We start from the raw sequence: 21,913 nt of genomic DNA on the forward strand, positions 1-21,913 counted from the left end.
TATTTCTTTATTCCTTCTATTAATAACTGTTTCGGGCAAACAACTCCTTCCATGTCTTGGAACGTAAAGATTATACTATTAATGAATTCTTATAAATTCTTCCACATTTTCTTTCGTTACTTTTTTATAGGAATAACGTATGTATTTTTCTTCTGTCATTACAATATCCTCCGGAAGGCTTTGACCTGTTTTCAAAGCATAAGACAGCTCCAAAAGACTCCTTCCCTGACCGATATCATCATTATATGCCGTTCCGTATAGATAGCCCTCCTTTACCGCCGTCAGACCTGTCAAAGTTCCATCAATGCCTACTATAATCGGTATGTTTTCTATCTCCTGCATGTCAATATATGCATCGATCGCCCCTAATGCCATATCATCATTATTTGAAATAATTACTTCTATCTTATCCCCAAATTCTTCAATCAGTTTATCCATCTTACTTTTACCCTGATCTCTATTCCAATTTGCCAAAGCATAATCCAGCTTTTCTACCTGTATTCCATTCTCTACAATCGTATTAACTGCATATTCCGTCCGTATAATAGCGTCCTGATGACCGGCTTCGCCTTCCAGCATAATATATTGGATTTTATTATCAGCATTTTTATCAACACTTTCCTTTTTCTTCTTTAGCAAATCAACAATCATCTCTCCCTGTATAATTCCGGGCTCTATCGTTACGGCACCGACGTAATAGGCCTTATCATATCTTTTTAAATCCTCCGGTACAAGCTCCCTGTTGAAAAATATGATAGGGATTCCTGCGCTTTCTGCTTTATCTATAATTAAGGTGGGATCTGTTCGATCCACAAGATTAACACAAATTACATCATATCCATTATTGACAAATTTCTCCACCTGGTCGTTCTGCTCTAGTTGGCTTCCGGCTGCATTCACAATATCCACAATTATTTCAATATCAGTTTCATTTTCTTTTTGTACGGCACAGCTTTTCATCTGCTCCATCAGGCTGGCAATAAAAGTATCATATTGATTATATACACTGACACCTATCTTAATCCTTTCTACTTTGTTCTTTTCTTGGGAACTTATATAAATCGAACCAATTACAATAAGTATTCCGCTTAAAAGTATCAAAAAAACAACCGCTATTATCTTTTTCATCCCTACACCCCATGTCCACCCCGGCAGACTCGAACCCAATCACTCATTTACTGCACAATAGGAAAAATAATCCTTTGATTTTCTTCCTTATGCAAGGTATCACCCGTAACCACTATATGTTCAACAATTGTCCTTTTATAGGCTGTATCTTTTTCAACTGCCTGCACTGCATTCTGTACGCTCAAGTATCCCATATTGAAATCATTAGGCACTACCAAGACCTTTATCATTCCCTTATCCATATAGTAAATGTTTGTTTCCGCATTTCCAAATCCATAAACCCTAATCTTCTCATTATGAGCTCTGCTTATTTCTATTGCACTTTGTGTTCCGACACAATCCATGCTGATTATATTGTCCACTTGCTCACTGCTTTGATAATCGGATGCCCTCCATTTTATTGTAATATTTTTCGCGGAAGCGAGCGCTTTTTCGAACCCCTCTACCCGTTCTTGTTGTGCCGCTATTTTATCATTATCTATAAGAATGGCTGCTGTTGTTTCTTCTCCTTCCTGCTGCCTGACAAATTCTTCTCCCAAATGATAGCCCATCTCATAATTATCCGGCGAAACCTGGGAATATAAATGTCCCGGCTTCAAATCTGTTTCGATTAAAATAACCGGAGTCCTGCGTTCGTTCCCCTGCAGCACTTCCTGTATTTCCCGACTGTCCACCGCACAAATAATAATAGCATCCACTTTTTTCTCTAATTCCCTGTTTATTAATTCCTTCTGCTCTTTAGCATCTCCGCCATTTGCTACAGTATAAAAGTTAATCTGTGCATTATAATCATTGCCTGCTTTTTCAACTCCTTGTTGCAGGACTATCCATCTTTCTGCATGGGATTCTCCCGCAATGACAGAAATGTTATATCGCTCATTTTGGTTGTTTCCATAGAATCTTACTATGATCAAGGTACTCACTGCTGCGATGATAAGGACAAGGATTAATATATTTCTAATCTCTTTTTTATCATTCATCTATTCATCCCCCTTATCTTCCAGATTCTCATACAAAATTTTAGGCAAACATATTCTCGCACACGTACCTTCATCCGGTTCACTTTCTATTTCCAACCCGTATTCCTCGCCAAAGCGTAACTGAATTCTTTGATGTACATTGATAATCCCAACTCCCGAACCTCTTTTCTGCACCTGATTGTTCTCTACCAATAATTGCTCCACGTTCTCCTTCGGAATACCTAGCCCGTTATCAGTTACTTCTATGTAAACTTTGTCCTCCATGTATGCACGGAGTGTAATAATACCCTCCCCATCCATAAATTCCATACCATAATAAATTGCATTTTCCAAAAGCGGCTGAATAATTAATTTTACCGTTGCATATTTGCATACCTCTTCATCGATATCATACCGCACTTCAAACTTATTCTTATACCGGATTTTCTGTATATTCATATAGTTTTGAGCATGTGATACCTCATCTTTTATAGAAATAATTGTTTTCCCCTTACTCAGACTAATGCGGAATAAACTGGCCAATTGTGTCACAATGGTAATTGCTTCTTCATACCGCTCCGTTTCGATCATCCAGACAATCGTATCCAATGTATTATATAGAAAATGGGGATTAATCTGCGACTGGAGAGCACCCAACTCCATCTTCCGCTTCTGCTCCTGTTCTTTTACAATATCGTCCATCAGTTCACGCATCTGAGAAACCATCGACTTTATTGTCCTTCCCAATTTCTGTACCTCATAGGAACCTCCCTCACTTATTTGGATATCCAAATTCCCGCTTTCAATCTCACGTACGGAATCCTCTAAATTTTTTATAGGCTTAGCAATCTGCCTGGATACAAATTGATTAATGAAAATGAGAATGCAGATAGAAAGCATAATAATAAAAAGTGCGAAGATTTGTATTCCGGAAACTGCCATTTCAAAAAATGTATTTGGAATCACACTGACTATTTTCCAGCCTGTATAACCAATTGTTTTCACAATGACAACTCTTTTTTCTTTTTGAAATGTCTCCTGATAACTTCCATCGCTATAATTCATCGCTTCCAGATTATTCTCCTGCAGCAGGCCGGAATAAATCAGTTCCTGCTTGGGATGATAAATGATTTCCCCATTTTTCCCGAGAAGATAGGTATAGCCCAGAGATGTATTGGAATTGACTTTCTTAAACTGCTGCTCAATTGTGCTGTAATTCATATCGACGAGCAAGACTCCTCTTTGATTATTTCCCTTGGAGGTCAATTCCACAATCCGGCTTAAGGATATCACCCAATAGTATCTATGACTGGAATCATCAAATAGATTCTGTACATGAGGTAACGAGAAATGAAAGTTCTCCAACTCCTCATTCGCCGTAACGAACCAATTCTGATAGGCTATATTTGCATTTCGTTTTACTGCATCAATCGGCGTTGCTCCTAAAAGATTTCCTTCGATATCAAAGCAAGCAACAGAAACAAGGTTATCTTTATTTGCCTCATACAGCAGATTCATTTCTGCCTGCAGAGAATCTGTAGAGATATCCTTGCTCTTAATCGTTGTATAATACATGGCATCCGATATCCGCATCATACTTCGCAGATAATTTTCCAGATTCAGACGCACCTGATCGATTACTTGCTCCGTGGATTTTATTTTCGTTTCCCGCATTTCTATTTCAAATTTCTTCTGCAACGTTACGGCAATTAAGGTCATGCAAATAATTGCCACTATTGTAAAAGAAAGTTCCAACGTGAACTGAATGCTTTTCCTGCCTATATACCTTTTTGCTCTGTCATAAAACACTTTTCCCTTTTCGGTCATTATCCCACTCCATTCATGCGATAAAGAGAAGGTGAAACCTTAAATTTTTTCTTAAATACATAACTGAAATAGTTCGGTTCCGCATAGCCCACTTTTTCTGCGATTACATAGGTTTTATCTTTCGTATTCTTTAGTAATTCCTTAGCTTTTTCCATCCTTATGTCAGTCACATAATTAATTAATGTAACCCCTACCTCTCTTTTAAATAAGGTGGAAAAATAGCAGGAACTTATATTCAAATGACTGCACACCGACTCCACCGTACATCTTGAATCGGAATAATTATTTTGTATGTAATCCTTTGCTTTTTCAATCAAAAGCTTTGTACTATCCTTTCTCTCCTTACGAATCAAATTGCGCACCGTAAAGCAGACACTTCTCAGAACTCCTTCCAACCTTTCTACCGTGTTCATCTCCTCAATATCCGAAAATGTGTAGGTGCCGGTCTTTAGAATCTTATGCATGTCCAGTTGGTAACTTCCACCCAGTTTGTATAGTTCCGTCACAACCTCCATGCTCACTATTTGAAGCTGTTGATACGTCAGTTCCATTCGCTTCAACCTTGCCATAAAATGTACAATTGCCTCTTCCAATTCTTTTTCTTTTCCAAATTTTATCTGCTGTACAATACCCTGTACACCCTCCATATCTATAATCGGAGTGCTGGTTAAACTCGGATCTGCCTCACCGATATAAATGGCACAATTCCCCTTATTCAATCCCCTATACGATATAGCCTCATTGGCACTCTCGTATGAATGGGGCAGTAAAGACAGCTTATTGTGCATCTGACCAATACCCGCCGACAAAGATACACTAATCGCCCTTTCCGTCATTTTGCATATGCGATCCGCAAAATTGATAAAAGCACTTAATTCTTCACTTTGCTCCAACATAACAATGTATACGATTTTTCCCAGGTATATAAGGCTTTCGAATCGATATTTTCCTTTCAACTTTTCATCCACATACTTTTTTGCAGAGACGAGAAGCAGTTGCTTTTCAAGCGGCTCTTTTCCTTCTTCCGGCAGTTCAGGATTATTTGCATGAACTACCGCTACCGTATAGAACGGCGAACCGAGATTCAACTGATACATATCCAAATAAGCTTGAATCTGGTCGTCAGACAGATTGCCCTCTATTAAGCTAATCATATATTGCTTCTGCATAACAGGGAGACTCTCCATATAATATTCCTTGAGCTTTTGTATATCTGTACTTTCCCTGCGCTCTTTATCGATGGAATTCTTAAGCCTTAAAAATACTTCCGACAGCTCCTTTGCGTTCGTAGGTTTTAAAATATACTCCTCCACTTCCGCTTTAATTGCTTCCCTGGCATATTCAAATTCATCAAATCCCGAAAAAATAAGGATATGAATATTTCCATACTGCTCTTTTACCTTTTTACATAAGGTAATCCCATCCATAAACGGCATCTTTATATCCGTCATAATGACATCTGTCTCAAGGGTTTCTAACATTTCCAGAGCATCCTGTCCATTTTTGGCATATCCTACCACCTGAAAACCCAATGTCTCCCAATCAATTTTCTGAAGAATCGCCTGTATTACTTCTTCTTCATCATCCACTAACATAACACGATATAGCATCTGTTTTCTCCTTTAAGAACGTTACTGTTCACAGCTTCGCTGTGCCCAGCAACAGAATGCACACAAAATGCAGTTTAACTGCATTTTTGCGCCTGAAGCACTCGTAAAATCACATAAAAATGCCAAGATAAAGCATTTGGCATCGCGATTTTAACTTCGCGGAATAACGGCTGTGAATAGTAACTTAAGAACACCTATCGCACGGCGCTGTGAACAGTAACAATAAATCTGCTAAATCCTCAACGCAAATAACGCTGAGGATTTACAATTCTACTATTCTCGTACCGTAGTTATATATAACGTATAACGTATTTTATTTTTTCGCAAGATATTTTCTCAGGTCCAATGCTACCGCAATTACAATCACAAGTCCCTGTACTACATATTGCCACGATGTATCGATTCTCAAGAACTGCATGGAAGACTTTAATAACTCGAATACTAATACACCGATTAAAATACCGGATACTTTGCCAACACCGCCGTTTGTAGAAACACCTCCGATGGTACATGCCGCAATTGCCTCCAATTCGTATCCCAACCCCGTATTTACAGAGGCGCCTCCCGCCTTGGCTCCTAACAGGAAACCGGCCGTCGCATAGAGTCCTGCTGCCAATGCGTAAATAAGGATTATCGTTTTACTTACATTGACACCGGAAACTTCTGCCGCCGCTTCATTGCCGCCGATAGCATACATATATTTTCCATGTCTTGTCTTATTATATAAAAACCACATGAATAAACCAATGAAAAAAGCAATGATAAAAAAATAGGGAATGCCCAAAAACCTACCCGTTGCAATATTCGTATACGCTTCCCTGTAGCCGCCCAGCGGAACTGCTTTTGTGTAGACGAGGCAAAGACCATATACGATAATCTGCATACCCAAAGTTGCAATGAATGGAGGTACTTTCCAAAAAGCTACAACGCATCCATTGGCCACACCAAACACTGCACAGACCATGATTACAATTAGTAATACTGCAACAATCGGAATATCCCCCAAGCCTTTGAAAAACTTATCGCTGTAGTCTGCTTTCTGCAAAAGTGTACCTGCGATACAAGCGCCGAGTCCAACCATGCGCCCTGCCGAAAGATCAGTACCTTTTGTAATCAGGCAGCCGCTGACTCCCAAAGCAATAATGAAACGTACTGCAGTATTTACCGAAATATTAGCAAAGTTACTGCCTGATAAGAAATTCGGTTTCGCAATACTGACTCCCACTACAAGCAAAAATAAAATAACAATTAACATATGATCGAAAATACTATTTTTAAAACGAGAAGCCTTCACTTTATTCATGTCCATTTCCTCCTTGATCAAAGTGTGTTGCAAGTTGCATAATTCGCTCCTGGGTAGCTTCTTCTCGTGTCAGTTCTCCAGTTACACGGCCATTACACATAACTGCAATTCTATCCGATACACCGATAAGCTCTGCCATTTCTGATGAAATCATAACAATTGCCTTTCCTTGCTTTGCCAGATTGATTATAATTTGGTAGATTTCATACTTGGCACCGACATCAATGCCTCGTGTAGGCTCATCCATAATTAATACTTCCGGATCATTGGCCAGCCACCTCGATATAATAACTTTCTGTTGATTACCGCCGGATAAGGATTTAATCTGTGTTCTACTGTTTGGTGTTTTAATACTTAATTTTGCCACATTTTCCTGTACCAGCTTTTCAACCTTTTTGTCATTGACCATAATGCCAGCTTCTAAATACTTATCGATAGAAGCAATAGATACGTTATCTGCAATGCTCAGTACGCCGAAAATACCGGTGCCTCTTCGATCCTCTGTAATTAATCCGATTCCATTTTGGATCGCATCGTGAGGACGTTTGATATGTATCTTCTTCCCTTTATAAATAATATCGCCTGATTGGATATGGCGTACCCCGAATACCGCTTCCATAAGTTCTGTTCTCTGTGCGCCGACCAAACCTCCGATTCCGAGTATTTCACCTTTTCGTATGGTCAGATTAACATCCTTAAAGGAACCGGGCAAAATACTTGTCAATTCTTTCAACTCCAGAATAACCTCTCCCGGAACATTATCCTTCGGAGGATATACATTAGTCAGTTCACGCCCTACCATCCTTGCAATAATCATATCCATTGTTAAATCTTTCGCTTCCCAGGTTCCCACATATTGTCCGTCACGCATAATAGATACATCATCGGAAATCCTTAGAATTTCATCCATTTTATGTGAAATATAAATAATAGAAACGCCCTTTTTCTTTAAATCCTCGATAATGGCAAATAAGGCTTCTACCTCATTATCCGTCAAAGACGAGGTAGGCTCATCCAGAATAACTACCTTTGCTTCCATAGAAACCGCTTTGGCAATTTCTACTGACTGCATCTGGGAAATCGACAGTGTTCCCATCTTCTTTTTGGGATTATACGGCATCCTCACTTCTTCCAATAAGCGCTCTGCCTCCGTATACATTTTTTTATGATCCACTACCTTAATCGGCCCAAACTTTTTCAACGGATATCTGCCGCAGAAAATATTTTCTCCGATGCTTCTTTCCGGAATCGGCTGCAGTTCCTGATGCACCATCGCAATGCCTTTTTCCAATGCATCCTCCGCATTTGCAATTTTTACCGGTTTACCCTGGAAAATAATTTCTCCGGCATCCATTTTATATATACCGAACAAGCACTTCATTAAAGTAGATTTACCTGCACCGTTTTCTCCCATCAGCGCATGTACAGTTCCGGGTCTCACTTTAATCGTTACATTATCCAGCGCCTGAACTCCGGGAAAGCTTTTATATATTTCATTCATTTCTAACATGTATTGACTCATATCAGCATAACCTTCCTCTCATGATACTGAATCATTGCATAGATTCCGGGTGTGCCGCCTGACACACCCAGAAAAATTAATACATCCCCTTTTATCTACTGAATAATATCCAGAATTTCCTGTGCGTTATCCTTTGTAACCTTGATATAATCTACACCGATCAATGTATCGAGTGTTTCACCTGCTGCAAATGCCGCCGCCGCTTCCGCCGCCGCATGAGACTGGCCGATATGGTCATTGAATACCGTACCTGTAATTGTTCCGGAAATAACATTCTCAAGAGCTTCTGTCAAGGCATCAACACCCAACAAATAAATATCCGTACCTACCGTTCTGCCGGCTGCTTCAATCGCCTGCTTTGCGCCGAGCGCCATTGCGTCGTTGTTACAAAATACAACTTCTATTTCATCGCCATATGCAGTCAAAGCATTCGCAACAATCTCTTGTCCTTTTGCCTGATCCCAGTCACCGCGCTGCTCATCCAGTTTTTTCACTGTCATCCCGGAAGCTTCTACCGCTTTTACAGAGAATTCTGTTCTGTACTGCGCATCCACGTTCTCAGGATCGCCCACTACCATTACATATGCTACAGTTCCGTCACCATTAATATCTCCTTTATCCGGTAATGCATTAACGATTTCACCCTGATATGTACCGGACTGTCTGGCATCCGCACCGACGTAGGTTGCCATAATTCCTTCAGACGCCCATCTGTCTTTTTCTTCATCCGCAGGCTCACGGTTAATGAATACAACCGGAATCTCTGCCTTCGCACACTGATCGGTAATCTGCTGAGCTGCCGAGGACTGCACCAAGTTTACAATTAATATGTCAACTCCCTCTGTAATGAAGTTCTGAATCTGGTTCGTCTGCTCTGCCTGATCGTTTTTACCATCCATTACCGTAACGGTAGCTCCGCCTGCTTCCAAGTAAGATTTTAACTCTTCCCTGTATAAGGTCATGAAGTTATCATCGAATTTGTAAATACAGATACCGATATTAAGACCATCAACACCTTCACATCCTGCTGCTTCTGCCACTTCCTCTGCTACTTCTTCAGCCGCTTCTTCAACCGGTGCTGCTTCTTCCGCCGCCGGTGCCGCTTCCTCTGTTTTCGGTGCTGCCGCTTCTTCTGTTGTCGCTGTGCTGCTGCCACAGCCAACCAGCATGGTAGCAAGCATTGTTGTTGCCAGGATTACACTTAAAATTTTTCTCTTCATTTGGTTTCCTCCCTAAATGATATGTTTTTTACTTACAGCCATATTTTAGCAACTAAGAAGAATATAAAATATACAATAATTTTCTTTCCACCCTCAATATTTTTCTTTTTTCATCGTCATATTGCTTATTTTATATATTTATTCATTATTTTTTTATACAATTTGCCCCGCAACATTTAATTCACTTTACTTAATTTTTTAAATTTTCTCAAAACACTCCGTTTTACCTTGCAGTTCCTCCAATACTATATTTATTTCTGTTAAGGTACTGGTAATCTGCCCCATTCCTTTCGTTAGCTCGCATGTATTGCCCGATACATGCGCTATTCCTACCTGACTTTCTTCTATTGTCAGCTCCATTATCTGATTCGCATCTACAATTTCACCCGACATCATTGCCAGACTATTCATAGCATCATAAAACTCTTTCATTATGTTATCAATGACCACTGAGGATCTATAGTATTCCACTCCGGTATTTTCCAGTACGTCATAATCAGGAAGGACCTTTTCATTTACAAATGTCAAAAGCAACATTGCATTATCCGCCAACGATTGTACCGTGACAAATACCTCATGACTGATATTCTGAATATTATTAGCTATCTTCTTAGAATCATCTGCCAGCTTTCTGATTTCTTCTGCTACAACAGCAAAGCCTTTTCCTAATTCCCCTGCCCTTGCAGCTTCTATAGAAGCATTTAATGCCAATAAATTAGTCTGATCTGCAATACCTAAAATATCCCTCGAAAGGTTTACTACTTCTTCTATCCGCTTACTATCCGTCACGGATTTTCTGGCAGATCCGTCAATTTTAATAATTATCTCACTCGCTTCATTTTTACTTGTAATCGCCTGCTTCTGGAGAATATTCGCATTTTCTTTTACTCCTACTATATATTGAGAGCCTTCCAGTGCTTTCTCCATCATACCCTGAACCTTTGCATTAACATCCTCATTATTGCGGGCAACCGTCAAGATAGCACCTCGCACATTATCCATTCCAGCCACTATTTCTTCTACGACTGCAGCCGTATCATTTGCCCCTTGCTGTGCATTATTTGCACTTTGGTATACAAGTTCCTGCAGTGCTGTAAGACGGCTGCACGTATGAATCACCCCGCTTATTGCACCCTGCAGAATATCGAGTATCAGATTCATTCCTTTTAACAAGCTGCCAATTTCATCGTTGGTTTTCGCTTGCAGGCGATGATTCAAGTCACCCTCCTGTCTTTCTATCTCAGCGATCATCTTTCCAAGTTGCTTCGTGGAGAGCACCACGGGATGTATAATCATGCGGTTTATGGCAATTGCCGTAACGGTAGCTGCTATAACAAGAAGTAATATAGAGCCCGCTAAAACATTGGGAATTTGCTCCGTGTATCTTATCAACTCCAGTTTACCCTCTACCACCGAAGCATTCGCACTATCTTTTAATTGCTGCAACTTTTCTTCTGCGCTGCTCACCACATCAGGAAGGTTGGTCGTGACCAAAAGCTCTGCATCCGATTTCTTAATACCGCTGCTATACTTTAAAATATCATTGACCAATTCCTTATAAGTTTTTAAATCTTCCTGCAATCCTGCAAAAATCGGCCGGCACTCTTCATTCATCCTGCTCTCGTAAGAATCCGCCATTAAATCTATTTCTCCAAAAGCTACTTGTATTTCCTTTTCAATTGCTTCAATTCGAATTCCCCTTCCTAAAATTACGTGATTTAAAGTTAGACTTTGTATGCTTTTAAACTGCTCCATCAACCCGGAGATATCATTCAAATCTTGCATTTGCCTGCTTAAAAGCGTTTCACTCACTTTTTTTGTATCGTTCATATTTCTGGCCAGAATAAGCATTCCAAATATTGACACCAAAAGCCAGATGCAGATCATAAACAACATTTTTATTTTTATCGATTTCATATCCCTTCCTCCCTATACGGTTAATCCTTCTCAATTTTACTTTATCAACATTTTTTTGTTAATAATATACAATTTTCTTCTCTTTTCAATCGATTTTTTTCTATATATTACATTTTTCAATTAATTCAAACAAAAAAAGTCTCCTTTTGTCAGACTTTTTCCCATCTAACAAAAGGAGAGCTTCCTTTTATATTGTTATTTCTTTATCTCACTTTTAGGAGGTAACACTACCTTCTCCAAATGCCAAATATCTTTCACATACTCTTCAATCGTACGATCGGAAGAGAACTTACCGGAGCATGCCACATTTATAATCGCGCTCTTTGCCCAGCCCTTTTCATTTCTATAAGCTCTCTCCACCTTCTTCTGCGCCTGTGCATAAGAATCGAAGTCTTTCAGAATAAAGTAAGTATCAGCCTTTGCCGTATTCTGTGTATTTAAAAGAGAGTTATAAAGCGGTCGGAATAAATCCGGATCATTTTTAGAGTAAGTGCCGTTGATCAACTGCATCAACACTTTCCTCACATTCGCATTGTTATTGAAAATCTCCATAGGATCATAGCCGCCAAAGTTCTCATAACGAATGACCTCATCCGAGCTAAGGCCGAAGATAAAAGCATTGTCGCTGCCTGCTTCTTCTACAATTTCCACATTTGCGCCATCCATCGTACCTAAAGTCAGCGCACCGTTTAACATGAACTTCATGTTACCCGTTCCCGACGCTTCCTTGCTCGCTGTGGATATCTGCTCCGAAACATCTGCCGCTGCAAAAATCATCTCCGCATTGGATACTTTATAATCTTCGATGAAAACTACCTTAATCTTGTCATGGATTGCAGGATCGTTGTTCACCACTTCGCCTACCGCATTGATTAATTTAATGGTCAACTTCGCATTCACATATCCGGCTGCCGCCTTTGCCCCGAAGATAAACGTTCTCGGATAGAAATCCATCTCCGGATGTTCTTTTAGCTGATTATATAGATGCATCACATGAAGAATATTCAAAAGCTGTCTCTTATATTCATGCAGGCGTTTTACCTGTACATCGAAAATAGAACGCGGATTCACTTCAATTCCGTTGTGTTCCAGAATATATTCCGCCAGGCGGACCTTATTCTTATATTTGATGTTCATGAATTCCTGCTGTGCCTTTTCATCCTCCGCATAGACCTTCAGCTTGCTAATACGAGGCAAATCAGTAATCCAATCAGCGCCCACATGGGAAGTCACCCACTCTGCCAAGAGAGGATTGCCGTGAAGCAAGAAACGCCTCTGTGTAATGCCGTTAGTCTTGTTGTTGAACTTCTCCGGCATCATTTCATAGAAGTCTTTAAGCTCCTGTTGCTTTAAGATTTCCGTATGAAGTCTTGCTACACCATTGACAGAATATCCTGCCGCAATCGCCAAATGGGCCATCTTCACCTGACCGTCATAGATAATTGCCATCTTGCGGACCTTATCCTGGTTACCCGGATATGCCCGCTCTATCTGAATAATGAAACGACGGTTAATTTCTTCTACAATCTGATATACCCTGGGGAGAAGTCTGGAAAATAGCTCGATGGGCCATTTCTCAAGGGCTTCCGACATAATGGTATGATTGGTATACGCACATGTCTTTGTTGTAACTTCCCATGCCTCTTCCCATGAGAGATAGTGCTCATCCATCAGAATACGCATTAGTTCTGCAATCGCTACGGTCGGGTGCGTATCATTTAACTGGAAAGCTACCTTTTCATGAAATTTGCGAACGTCATCATGCGTACGCATATATTTTGCCACTGCTTCCTGTACCGATGCCGAGATAAAGAAGTATTGCTGCTTCAAACGAAGTTCCTTACCCGCGTAATGATTATCATTGGGATAAAGTACCTCGACGATATTTCTCGCAAGGTTCTCTTGCTCCACTGCTTTTTGATAATCCCCCTTGTCGAAGGAATCCAATTTAAAACATTCTACCGGCTGAGCATCCCATATACGCAGCGTATTCACAATGCCATTTCCATAGCCTACGATCGGCAGATCATAAGGAATCGCATGGACCGACTGATAGCCTTCCTGCCTAAAATTATTCCTGCCGTTCTCATCTACATAGACATTAACATAGCCGCCGAACTTAACTTCTTTGGCATATTCCGGCCTTCTTAATTCAAAAGGATTCCCGTTCTCCAACCAATTATCGGGGATCTCAATCTGATAACCATCCCTGATCTGCTGTTTGAACATACCATAGCGATAACGGATACCACAGCCATAAGCCGGATATCCAAGCGTTGCCAAGGAATCGAGGAAACAAGCCGCTAACCTTCCTAGCCCACCGTTACCGAGAGCCGCATCCGGTTCCTGGTCTTCAATAGCATTTAGGTCCATACCTAATTCATCCAACGCCTCTTTTACCGCTTTAAAGCCCTGCAAATTAAGAATATTATTCCCCAATGCTCTCCCCATCAGGAATTCCATGGACAAATAATAGACCATTTTGGAATCTTGTTTCTCATAGGCTTCCTGCGTCGCCATCCAATGATCTACAATAGCATCCTTAATAGCATAAGAAACTGCCTGGAACACCTGCTGGGGAGTTGCTTCCTTCATGTTTTTTCTATACAACGTCTTTACATTATAAACTACACTTCTTTTAAATAAATCCTTGTCAAAGGACAAGGCCGGTTTCTTAGCCATACATGACCTCCACTCGATTTCTTCCTATCACGATAATACAATATCCGCCTAAAAAGCAACCGCTTCTATCTTTTGCCAATGCCGATTACAACATTTTCACCATTTACGTTCCATTCCTTAGAAATAGCGAGTGTTTCTTCCGTTACCATTTCATCAGCCAATACCTTTGCTGATATCATACCCTCATTTTTCTTTATAATACCCGCAATCTTATCGTTGCCGCTGACAGATACCTTAATATGATCCATTACTTCGAAATCCGCCTCTTTACGCATTGTCTGTATCTTACTGATAATTTCATATACGAAACCTTCCTCCACAAGTTCCTCGGATAATTGAGTATTAAGAACGACTGTTACCGTATTATCGGCTTCGGATACATAGCCTTCCTTCTGGCTCATCTCTATTAACAGATCTTCCTTCGTAAGTTCCACAGAAACTCCATTGATTTCAAAGGTGAGCATACCCTCGGCATTCAGTTTATCCATGGCCTCATTGCCATCGAGGGCTGCCAGTTCTTTTTGAATACCGCCAAGCTGTTTGCCGTATTTCGGCCCTACCGTACGAAGCTGAGGCTTAAAGCTATAGCTTGTGAATTCCCTTACATCCTCAGCAAATTCCACTTCCTTCACATTCAGCTCTTCTTTTATTATATCCTGGTAGAAGCTTCCCAGTGCATGGGGAGCCTTTATAAGCATCTGGCCGATTGGCTGACGATTCTTAATATTAGCTGCATTTCTGCAGGCGCGTCCCATTACAACTACTTTCAACACCTCATCCATATCTTCTTCCAGCTTCTTATCGATAAAGGATTCATCCGCTGTCGGGAAGTCACATAGGTGTACGCTTTCCGGCGCACTCTTATCGATATTGCAAACGAGGTTGCGGTAGATATCCTCCGTCATAAAAGGAATCATCGGAGCCGCACATTTGCTTACTGTTACAAGAGCTGTATAAAGGGTCATATAAGCATTGATCTTATCCTGCTCCATTCCCTTAGCCCAGAAGCGTTCGCGGCTTCTTCTTACATACCAATTGCTCATATCATCTACGAAATCATCGAGCGCTCTTGCCGTCTCAGGAATCTTATAATTATCCATAAAGGAATTCACATCCTTTACGAGGGTATTTAATTTGGAGAGCAGCCATTTATCCATGACCGGAAGCTTATCGTATTCCAATCGATACTTCGTAGCATCGAATCCATCGATATTCGCGTACAGTACAAAGAATGCATAGGTATTCCAAAGTGTACCCATGAACTTACGCTGTCCCTCCTGCACCACTTTTCCATGAAAACGATTCGGAAGCCATGGGGCGGAATTGATGTAGAAATACCAGCGGATCGCATCTGCACCATAGGTAGCCAGCGCCTCGAAGGGGTCCACGGCATTTCCCTTGGACTTACTCATCTTCTGTCCATTCTCATCCTGCACATGTCCGAGTACAATTACATTTTCATAAGGTGCTTTATTGAATAAAAGAGTAGACTCAGCGAGCAAAGAGTAGAACCATCCTCTTGTCTGGTCCACAGCCTCAGAGATAAACTGTGCAGGGAACTGCTTTTCAAATAGTTCTTTATTCTCAAAAGGATAGTGATGCTGCGCAAATGGCATAGCGCCCGAGTCGAACCAGCAGTCAATAACTTCCGGCACACGCTTCATCGTACCGCCGCATTTGGAACATCCTACCGTAATTTCATCGATATATGGTCTATGAAGTTCCACAGTTCTCGCTGCTTCATTTCCGCTTAGCGCCTCCAGCTCTTCACGGCTTCCAATGCATGCCATTTCGCCGCAATCCCGGCACTCCCATACATTTAGAGGCGTTCCCCAATAACGGTTTCTCGAGATACCCCAATCCTGAATATTTTCCAGCCAATCACCGAAGCGGCCCTTACCGATGGATTCAGGAATCCAGTTAATCGTATTATTATTACGGATCAGATCCTCTTTTACCGCCGTCATTTTAATGAACCATGACTCGCGCGCATAGTAAATGAGCGGAGTATCACAGCGCCAGCAATGCGGATAGCTGTGTTCGAAGTTGGGCGCATTGAATAGCAATCCCTTTTTCTCAAGATCCTTCAGGATCATAGGATCCGCTTTTTTACAAAATATGCCTTCATAATCCGTCTCTGCTGTCATCTCGCCCTTGGAATCCACGAGTTGTACAAAAGGCAGATCATAAATACGGCCTACACTGGCATCGTCCTCACCGAAGGCAGGGGCGATATGAACTACACCGGTACCGTCAGTCAGAGTAACATAGTTATCACATGTCACATAATGTGCTTTCTTATGCTGCTTTTCACAGATTTCCAAAGCATAATCAAAAAGCGGCTCGTATTCTTTATATTCAAGATCCTTGCCTGTATAAGTTTCCAACACTTCATAAGCAGGAATACCCTTTTCTTCATCTCCCAAGCTGCCAAGCACCTTATCCAACAACGCTTCTGCCATATAATAGGTATAGCCGTCTGCTGCTTTCACCTTCACATAAATCTCCGAAGGATTCACGCAAAGAGCCACGTTAGACGGAAGCGTCCACGGGGTTGTTGTCCATGCAAGAATATAGGCATCTTCATTTCTCACCTTAAAACGTGCCACTGCAGAACGTTCTTTCACATCTTTATATCCCTGTGCCACTTCATGAGATGAAAGAGGAGTCCCGCAACGAGGGCAATAAGGAACAATCTTAAATCCTTTATATAGAAGGTTCTTATCCCAAATCTGCTTCAATGCCCACCATTCCGATTCGATGAAATTATCGTCGTAAGTCACATAAGGGTCATCCATATCCGCCCAAAAACCGACGGTTCCGGAAAAGTCTTCCCACATGCCCTTATATTTCCATACACTCTCCTTACATTTCACAATAAAAGGATCGAGTCCGTACGCTTCGATCTGTTCTTTTCCATCCAGTCCAAGCTCTTTTTCCACTTCCAGCTCAACCGGAAGTCCATGGGTATCCCAGCCTGCCTTTCTCGGCACCATATACCCCTTCATCGTACGATATCTGGGAATCATATCTTTGATTACACGAGTTAATACATGCCCGATATGCGGCTTGCCGTTTGCGGTCGGAGGCCCGTCATAAAAGGTATAGGTAGGACTATCTTTTCGATTTTCCATACTTTTCTCAAATATGTTCTCATCCTTCCAGAATTGCTCGGTCTGTTTTTCACGCTCTACAAAATTTAAATTGGCAGATACTTTCTGATACATTGATTTCATCCTTTCTTAACTATAACTAAAAAACCCCCATCCTGTAAAAGGATGAGGTTAAATTTCCCGCATTACCACCTGTTACAACATACGCCCGATTATCCTTCACCCACTGCAAAGCAGCTTTGCGAATTCATCTACGGGATATATGGCTTCCTTTAACGGAGGAATACCGGCAATACTTACTTTATCCGGGATCGGAAACCATTCTCGCTCTTCCCAGGTTATTTTAGAATTGCAGCTCGAAAGTGATATTCAGTATCATCCTACTCATGCCGGTCTTCCACCAATCACCGGCTCGCTGTGTCTTTCACAAGATACTTACTGTCTTCGTCATCGCTATTGTTATACTATTATTCCTTATAATTTTACTAATTATAATGCATAATACAGTTTATTGATAAATGTGATTATAAGGCGTAAAATGGGCGTTTGTCAAGCAATAACGAAAAAAGGAAGATGAAAAGGTGAATTAACAATCACTACTCAGACCGTACCGTGCACCTCGCTGCACGGCATCGGAGCCATTCAAGTAGTGGCTTTCAGGCATCCGCCCCTTGCCGAAGGCAATTTTAATGGGTTGGATGCTGTTACAGTTCGCTGCCTGACAGGATTATGAACTGTAACAATTACCACTGTCATGACAGTGAGCAAAATTCTATAGCATATCCGGGAGAAGTGTGCTAAAATACTAAATGATTTAAAAAGTTAATGCGTGAAAGGCCACAATGACCACGACGCGATGGGAGGAAAAATGGACCGACAAAATCTGACCTTGCTCACAGATCTGTACGAGCTAACTATGATGCAGGGCTATTTCAAAAACAAAAGTCAGAATGAAACTGTAATTTTTGATGTTTTTTACCGCACCAATCCAAGTGACGGCGGATATGCAATTTCTGCCGGACTAGAGCAGGTCATCCAGTACATTAAGGAGCTGCGCTTTTCTGAGGAGGATATCGCTTATCTTGCCAGCCTTAGTATTTTTGCACCGGATTTCCTTAATTATTTAAGGGATTTTCGCTTTACAGGAGATATATATGCGATTCCCGAAGGCACTGTTATCTTTCCCCGCGAACCAATAGTAAAAGTTATTGCGCCGGTGATGCAAGCCCAGCTTGTAGAAACTGCCATTTTAAATATTATTAACCACCAAAGTCTCATTGCGACCAAAGCTTCCCGCGTATGCTATGCTGCCAGAGGAGACGGAATTATGGAATTCGGCCTTCGTCGCGCACAAGGACCGGATGCAGGAGTCTACGGTGCAAGAGCCGCTATGATCGGTGGTTGTGTCGGCACCTCTAATGTTCTCTGCGGACAGCTCTTCAATGTTCCGGTGAAAGGTACCCATGCCCATAGCTGGATCATGAGTTTTCCCGATGAATACACCGCCTTTAAAACTTATGCTGAAATGTATCCCTCAGCCTGCATCTTGCTTGTAGATACCTACGACACATTGAAATCAGGTGTGCCTAACGCTATTCGCGTCTTCAAAGAGATGAGAAAAGCAGGGATTCCCCTTTCTTTCTACGGCATTCGTCTGGACAGCGGAGATTTGGCATACCTTTCCAAAAGAGCTCGGAAAATGCTGGACAATGCAGGTTTCCCTGATGCGGTCATCTCCGCCTCTAACGATTTGGACGAGTTTCTTATCGATAGCCTTAAGGTACAAGGCGCAGCCATTACTTCCTGGGGCGTGGGGACAAGTCTTATTACATCCAAAGACTGTCCGGCATTCGGCGGTGTCTATAAGTTGGCAGCAATTAAAGATAAGGATGGTTCCTTCATCCCTAAGATTAAATTATCTGAGAATACAGAAAAGGTTACAAATCCCGGAAATAAGAAGATTTATCGCATTTACGAAAAGGCCTCCGGTAAAATAAAAGCTGATTTAATCTGCTTGGTGGAAGAAGAGTTCAATGAAAATGAATCCCTTCTCTTATTCGATCCTTTAGAACCATGGAAAAAGACGAAACTTCCGGGAGGCAGCTACACTTTGCGCGAAATTATGGTTCCTATTTTCATCAATGGAGAATGCTGCTATGAATCGCCGAAAGTTATGGATATCCGGGCTTATTGCCAGAAAGAGCTGGATACTTTATGGGATGAAACAAGACGTCTGATTAACCCTCATAAGGTATATGTGGATCTATCCAAGAAGTTATACGACATTAAGATTGAGTTATTGGACCGCATGAGCCAATCCTAGAGATAACCCAGAGAGGTATTTATATGCTTAAAATCATTACGGATTCTGCTTCCGATTTACCGGGGCAATATATTCAAGAGCATCAATTGCATGTTATCCCTACTCCAGTCGTTATCGATGAGATTGATTATCTGGACGGACAGACGATTCAAACTTCTGAATTCTATGGGATTCTGGACGATACGAAAAGAGATGTGAAGACCTATCATATCAATCCTGCTATGTTCGAAGAAGCATTCCTCCCCTATGCGAAAAAGGGCGATATTATTATTTATCTTTGCTTCTCCACCGGTATTGCAGGTACCTTCAATGCTGCAAATATTGCCAAGGCTAACGTCATAGAGCAGTATCCCAACTTCGATCTTACTATTATCGATTCCAAATGTGCTTCCATAGGCTTTGGGCTGCTCGTATCCAAGCTGGTCACGATGTTGGAAAACGGTGCTTCTAAGGAAATACTTCTGGAAGCTGCCGATTATTATATTTCTCATGTACATCATGTGTTTACCGTTCAAACCTTAGCTTACCTTATTAAAGGCGGCCGGCTTTCCAAATTCAAAGGAGTCATTGCAGAAACCTTGGATATAAAACCTGTTCTTATCGTGGATAAGACCGGAAGCCTTCAAGTAATAAAGACCGTGCGCGGACGCAAAAAGTCTCTGAGAACACTGGTGGATTATGTAAAAGAAAACACACAAGGGCTTTCTTCGCAGACAATCGCTTTCTGCCATGGCGAAGACAGAGAAGCACTTTCCTTTGTTCTCGGCCTATCCGATGAATTATTGACGTCAAAAGATAGGTTAATATCTACCGTTGGCTGCGCGATAGGGGCACATACAGGTCGAGGTGTGATTGGTATCTGCTTCTTCGATGCTCCCGACGGCAAATATGCCCAATACTTATAACCATCGTTTACCCGAAAGGCTTTTATGTACACAGATTGAATATTTTTATATTTCAATGTAATAAGGCCTTTCCTATAAAATAACAATGCTGTCTGCGATTTAAGCAATGAACTTAAATCACAAACAGCATTTATTTTTTTACTTTTATTGTTCCATTTGTCTTCCAAGAAATCCTGCCGCCGATAAAATGAGCTTTTGTTCCACTTCTCCCATTTTTCCTTTTTCTTCATTTTCGACAAGTATTACCGCTCCGATAACATCCCCTTCACAAATAATAGGATTGATTGCTTCATGAAAAAATTCCTCTCCGCTATCGGTAGAAATAGGGATAAAGTTGCGGTCACCCTTTGCTGCGATGATAGTTTCCCTGTTATTAATCTTTTCCTCTAATTCTCTGCTAAGAGATTTCCCTAGTAAACTTTTATATCCGCCTGATACAGCGATAAATTGATCCCTATCGGTAATCAAAGCGGTATGTCCGGAGACTTGAGCGAGACTTTCTGCATACTGTTTTGCGAAGGTTGTCATCTCTCCAATGGGGGAATATTTTTTCAAGATAATCTCTCCCTCTCTATCGGTAAATATCTCCAGCGGATCCGATTCTCTGATGCGAAGGGTTCTCCTAATTTCTTTAGGTATAACAATACGGCCAAGGTCGTCTATTCTTCTTACAATGCCTGTTGCTTTCATGCTGCTTCCTCCATAAAGTTCATCATATATTTTCAGTAAACTTATTGTTTGTTAAATTTATGAAAATATACCAATTCTTTTATGAATGTTTTAAATTGTATGTTTATCTTATTCTCTATCACCAGTTGTAATGCGCTTAAATCAATTTCATATTTTTTTCTTTCCGAAGCTCTCTGCAAAAATAATTTTGTTGATGACAAAAAATACAACCATTGCTACTCCTCCGGTCAAGATAGTTGTTCCAATATTATAAACTGCTGCCGGAAGCAGGACCTTTGCCGCACCAACCCAGATACTGTTGATGGCATTTACTACTAAAAAGATTACGACCCATCCAAGAAAATAAAGAGGTATCTGCAGCTTAAGGGGGCCTTTACTGCGGAATGTAATATTTCTCTGCAGCGGGAAATTGATGCATTCCCCCAAAAAACTGGAAATAAGATTTGCAAACATGTATGCCATACCTCCGTCTGCAACGGTATATCCAATGATATTAAAAGTAAAACTCGCTCCAAATAAGCTTCCTTCAATTGCCGGCCATCCCCAGCCATTATTTTTATAGGACGCAAACAACGCCGGCAAAAACAGTAACATCAGATATTTCAAAAACGTGATTACATAACTAAAAATGATAAATAGTCCGCCTTCTCTAATCCACCTGGCAGCCTTTGGATTTTTTTCCCAAAAACTTTCAAAAAACTTCATACGCACTTT

The 21,913-nt window shown here is 41.0% G+C and carries 14 protein-coding genes; 2 read left to right on the plus strand and 12 right to left on the minus strand.

The window, feature by feature from the left end:
* Positions 1–78: 78 nt before the first annotated feature.
* From RBB56_RS07300 to ileS, 10 genes are all read right to left on the minus strand, one after another.
* Positions 79–1,128 (minus strand): galactose ABC transporter substrate-binding protein, encoded by a 1,050-nt coding sequence (locus tag RBB56_RS07300; protein WP_306721720.1) that lies wholly within the window; start codon positions 1,126–1,128, stop codon positions 79–81.
* A 47-nt stretch (positions 1,129–1,175) separates the two neighbouring features.
* A complete protein-coding gene (locus RBB56_RS07305) occupies positions 1,176–2,108 on the minus strand; it encodes a substrate-binding domain-containing protein (RefSeq protein WP_306721721.1) in 933 nt (310 codons plus the stop codon).
* Positions 2,109–3,914 (minus strand): sensor histidine kinase, encoded by a 1,806-nt coding sequence (locus RBB56_RS07310; RefSeq protein WP_306721722.1) that lies wholly within the window; start codon positions 3,912–3,914, stop codon positions 2,109–2,111.
* Positions 3,914–5,524 (minus strand): response regulator, encoded by a 1,611-nt coding sequence (locus RBB56_RS07315; RefSeq protein WP_306721723.1) that lies wholly within the window; start codon positions 5,522–5,524, stop codon positions 3,914–3,916. Before RBB56_RS07315 ends, RBB56_RS07310 begins: the two co-directional genes overlap by 1 nt.
* Before the next feature lie 313 nt (positions 5,525–5,837).
* A complete protein-coding gene (locus tag RBB56_RS07320) occupies positions 5,838–6,827 on the minus strand; it encodes a galactose/methyl galactoside ABC transporter permease MglC (protein ID WP_306721724.1) in 990 nt (329 codons plus the stop codon).
* Positions 6,820–8,349, minus strand: a complete 1,530-nt coding sequence (locus tag RBB56_RS07325; RefSeq protein ID WP_306721725.1) for a sugar ABC transporter ATP-binding protein — start codon at positions 8,347–8,349, stop codon at positions 6,820–6,822. Before RBB56_RS07325 ends, RBB56_RS07320 begins: the two co-directional genes overlap by 8 nt.
* Before the next feature lie 95 nt (positions 8,350–8,444).
* Positions 8,445–9,569 (minus strand): substrate-binding domain-containing protein, encoded by a 1,125-nt coding sequence (locus RBB56_RS07330; protein WP_306721726.1) that lies wholly within the window; start codon positions 9,567–9,569, stop codon positions 8,445–8,447.
* 198 nt (positions 9,570–9,767) lie between these two features.
* The gene (locus tag RBB56_RS07335; protein WP_306721727.1) at positions 9,768–11,486 is read right to left on the minus strand and encodes a methyl-accepting chemotaxis protein; all 1,719 of its coding nucleotides are present in this window, start codon (positions 11,484–11,486) and stop codon (positions 9,768–9,770) included.
* A gap of 195 nt (positions 11,487–11,681) precedes the next feature.
* Positions 11,682–14,168, minus strand: coding sequence for a glycogen/starch/alpha-glucan phosphorylase (locus RBB56_RS07340; protein ID WP_306721728.1), 2,487 nt, complete (start codon positions 14,166–14,168; stop codon positions 11,682–11,684).
* Between the two features lie 65 nt (positions 14,169–14,233).
* A complete protein-coding gene (gene ileS, locus RBB56_RS07345) occupies positions 14,234–17,395 on the minus strand; it encodes an isoleucine--tRNA ligase (RefSeq protein WP_306721729.1) in 3,162 nt (1,053 codons plus the stop codon).
* 754 nt (positions 17,396–18,149) lie between these two features.
* Between ileS and RBB56_RS07350 the strand changes: the two genes are divergently transcribed.
* Positions 18,150–19,604: a nicotinate phosphoribosyltransferase gene (locus RBB56_RS07350; RefSeq protein WP_306721730.1), complete on the plus strand. Its 1,455-nt coding sequence runs from the start codon at positions 18,150–18,152 to the stop codon at positions 19,602–19,604.
* Between the two features lie 23 nt (positions 19,605–19,627).
* Positions 19,628–20,509 carry a DegV family protein gene (locus tag RBB56_RS07355; protein ID WP_306721731.1) on the plus strand — a complete coding sequence of 294 codons (882 nt, stop codon included), beginning with the start codon at positions 19,628–19,630 and terminating at the stop codon, positions 20,507–20,509.
* A 144-nt stretch (positions 20,510–20,653) separates the two neighbouring features.
* Here the strand turns inward: RBB56_RS07355 and spoVT are convergent, their stop codons facing one another.
* Both spoVT and RBB56_RS07365 read right to left on the minus strand, forming a co-directional pair.
* Positions 20,654–21,199, minus strand: a complete 546-nt coding sequence (spoVT, locus tag RBB56_RS07360; RefSeq protein ID WP_306721732.1) for a stage V sporulation protein T — start codon at positions 21,197–21,199, stop codon at positions 20,654–20,656.
* 147 nt (positions 21,200–21,346) lie between these two features.
* Positions 21,347–21,904 carry a GtrA family protein gene (locus tag RBB56_RS07365; protein WP_306721733.1) on the minus strand — a complete coding sequence of 186 codons (558 nt, stop codon included), beginning with the start codon at positions 21,902–21,904 and terminating at the stop codon, positions 21,347–21,349.
* Positions 21,905–21,913 lie beyond the last annotated feature (9 nt).

It is taken from the genome of Kineothrix sp. MB12-C1, from assembly GCF_030863805.1.
Taxonomy (GTDB): domain Bacteria; phylum Bacillota; class Clostridia; order Lachnospirales; family Lachnospiraceae; genus Kineothrix.

What these genes read in the sequence shown, in the direction of transcription:
- RBB56_RS07300 (WP_306721720.1), bottom strand. Translation starts at nt 1,128, where the DNA reads ATGAAAAAGATAATAGCGGTTGTTTTTTTGATACTTTTAAGCGGAATA.
- RBB56_RS07305 (WP_306721721.1), bottom strand. Translation starts at nt 2,108, where the DNA reads ATGAATGATAAAAAAGAGATTAGAAATATATTAATCCTTGTCCTTATC.
- RBB56_RS07310 (WP_306721722.1), bottom strand. Translation starts at nt 3,914, where the DNA reads ATGACCGAAAAGGGAAAAGTGTTTTATGACAGAGCAAAAAGGTATATA.
- RBB56_RS07315 (WP_306721723.1), bottom strand. Translation starts at nt 5,524, where the DNA reads ATGCTATATCGTGTTATGTTAGTGGATGATGAAGAAGAAGTAATACAG.
- RBB56_RS07320 (WP_306721724.1), bottom strand. Translation starts at nt 6,827, where the DNA reads ATGAATAAAGTGAAGGCTTCTCGTTTTAAAAATAGTATTTTCGATCAT.
- RBB56_RS07325 (WP_306721725.1), bottom strand. Translation starts at nt 8,349, where the DNA reads ATGAGTCAATACATGTTAGAAATGAATGAAATATATAAAAGCTTTCCC.
- RBB56_RS07330 (WP_306721726.1), bottom strand. Translation starts at nt 9,569, where the DNA reads ATGAAGAGAAAAATTTTAAGTGTAATCCTGGCAACAACAATGCTTGCT.
- RBB56_RS07335 (WP_306721727.1), bottom strand. Translation starts at nt 11,486, where the DNA reads ATGAAATCGATAAAAATAAAAATGTTGTTTATGATCTGCATCTGGCTT.
- RBB56_RS07340 (WP_306721728.1), bottom strand. Translation starts at nt 14,168, where the DNA reads ATGGCTAAGAAACCGGCCTTGTCCTTTGACAAGGATTTATTTAAAAGA.
- ileS (WP_306721729.1), bottom strand. Translation starts at nt 17,395, where the DNA reads ATGTATCAGAAAGTATCTGCCAATTTAAATTTTGTAGAGCGTGAAAAA.
- RBB56_RS07350 (WP_306721730.1), top strand. Translation starts at nt 18,150, where the DNA reads ATGGACCGACAAAATCTGACCTTGCTCACAGATCTGTACGAGCTAACT.
- RBB56_RS07355 (WP_306721731.1), top strand. Translation starts at nt 19,628, where the DNA reads ATGCTTAAAATCATTACGGATTCTGCTTCCGATTTACCGGGGCAATAT.
- spoVT (WP_306721732.1), bottom strand. Translation starts at nt 21,199, where the DNA reads ATGAAAGCAACAGGCATTGTAAGAAGAATAGACGACCTTGGCCGTATT.
- RBB56_RS07365 (WP_306721733.1), bottom strand. Translation starts at nt 21,904, where the DNA reads ATGAAGTTTTTTGAAAGTTTTTGGGAAAAAAATCCAAAGGCTGCCAGG.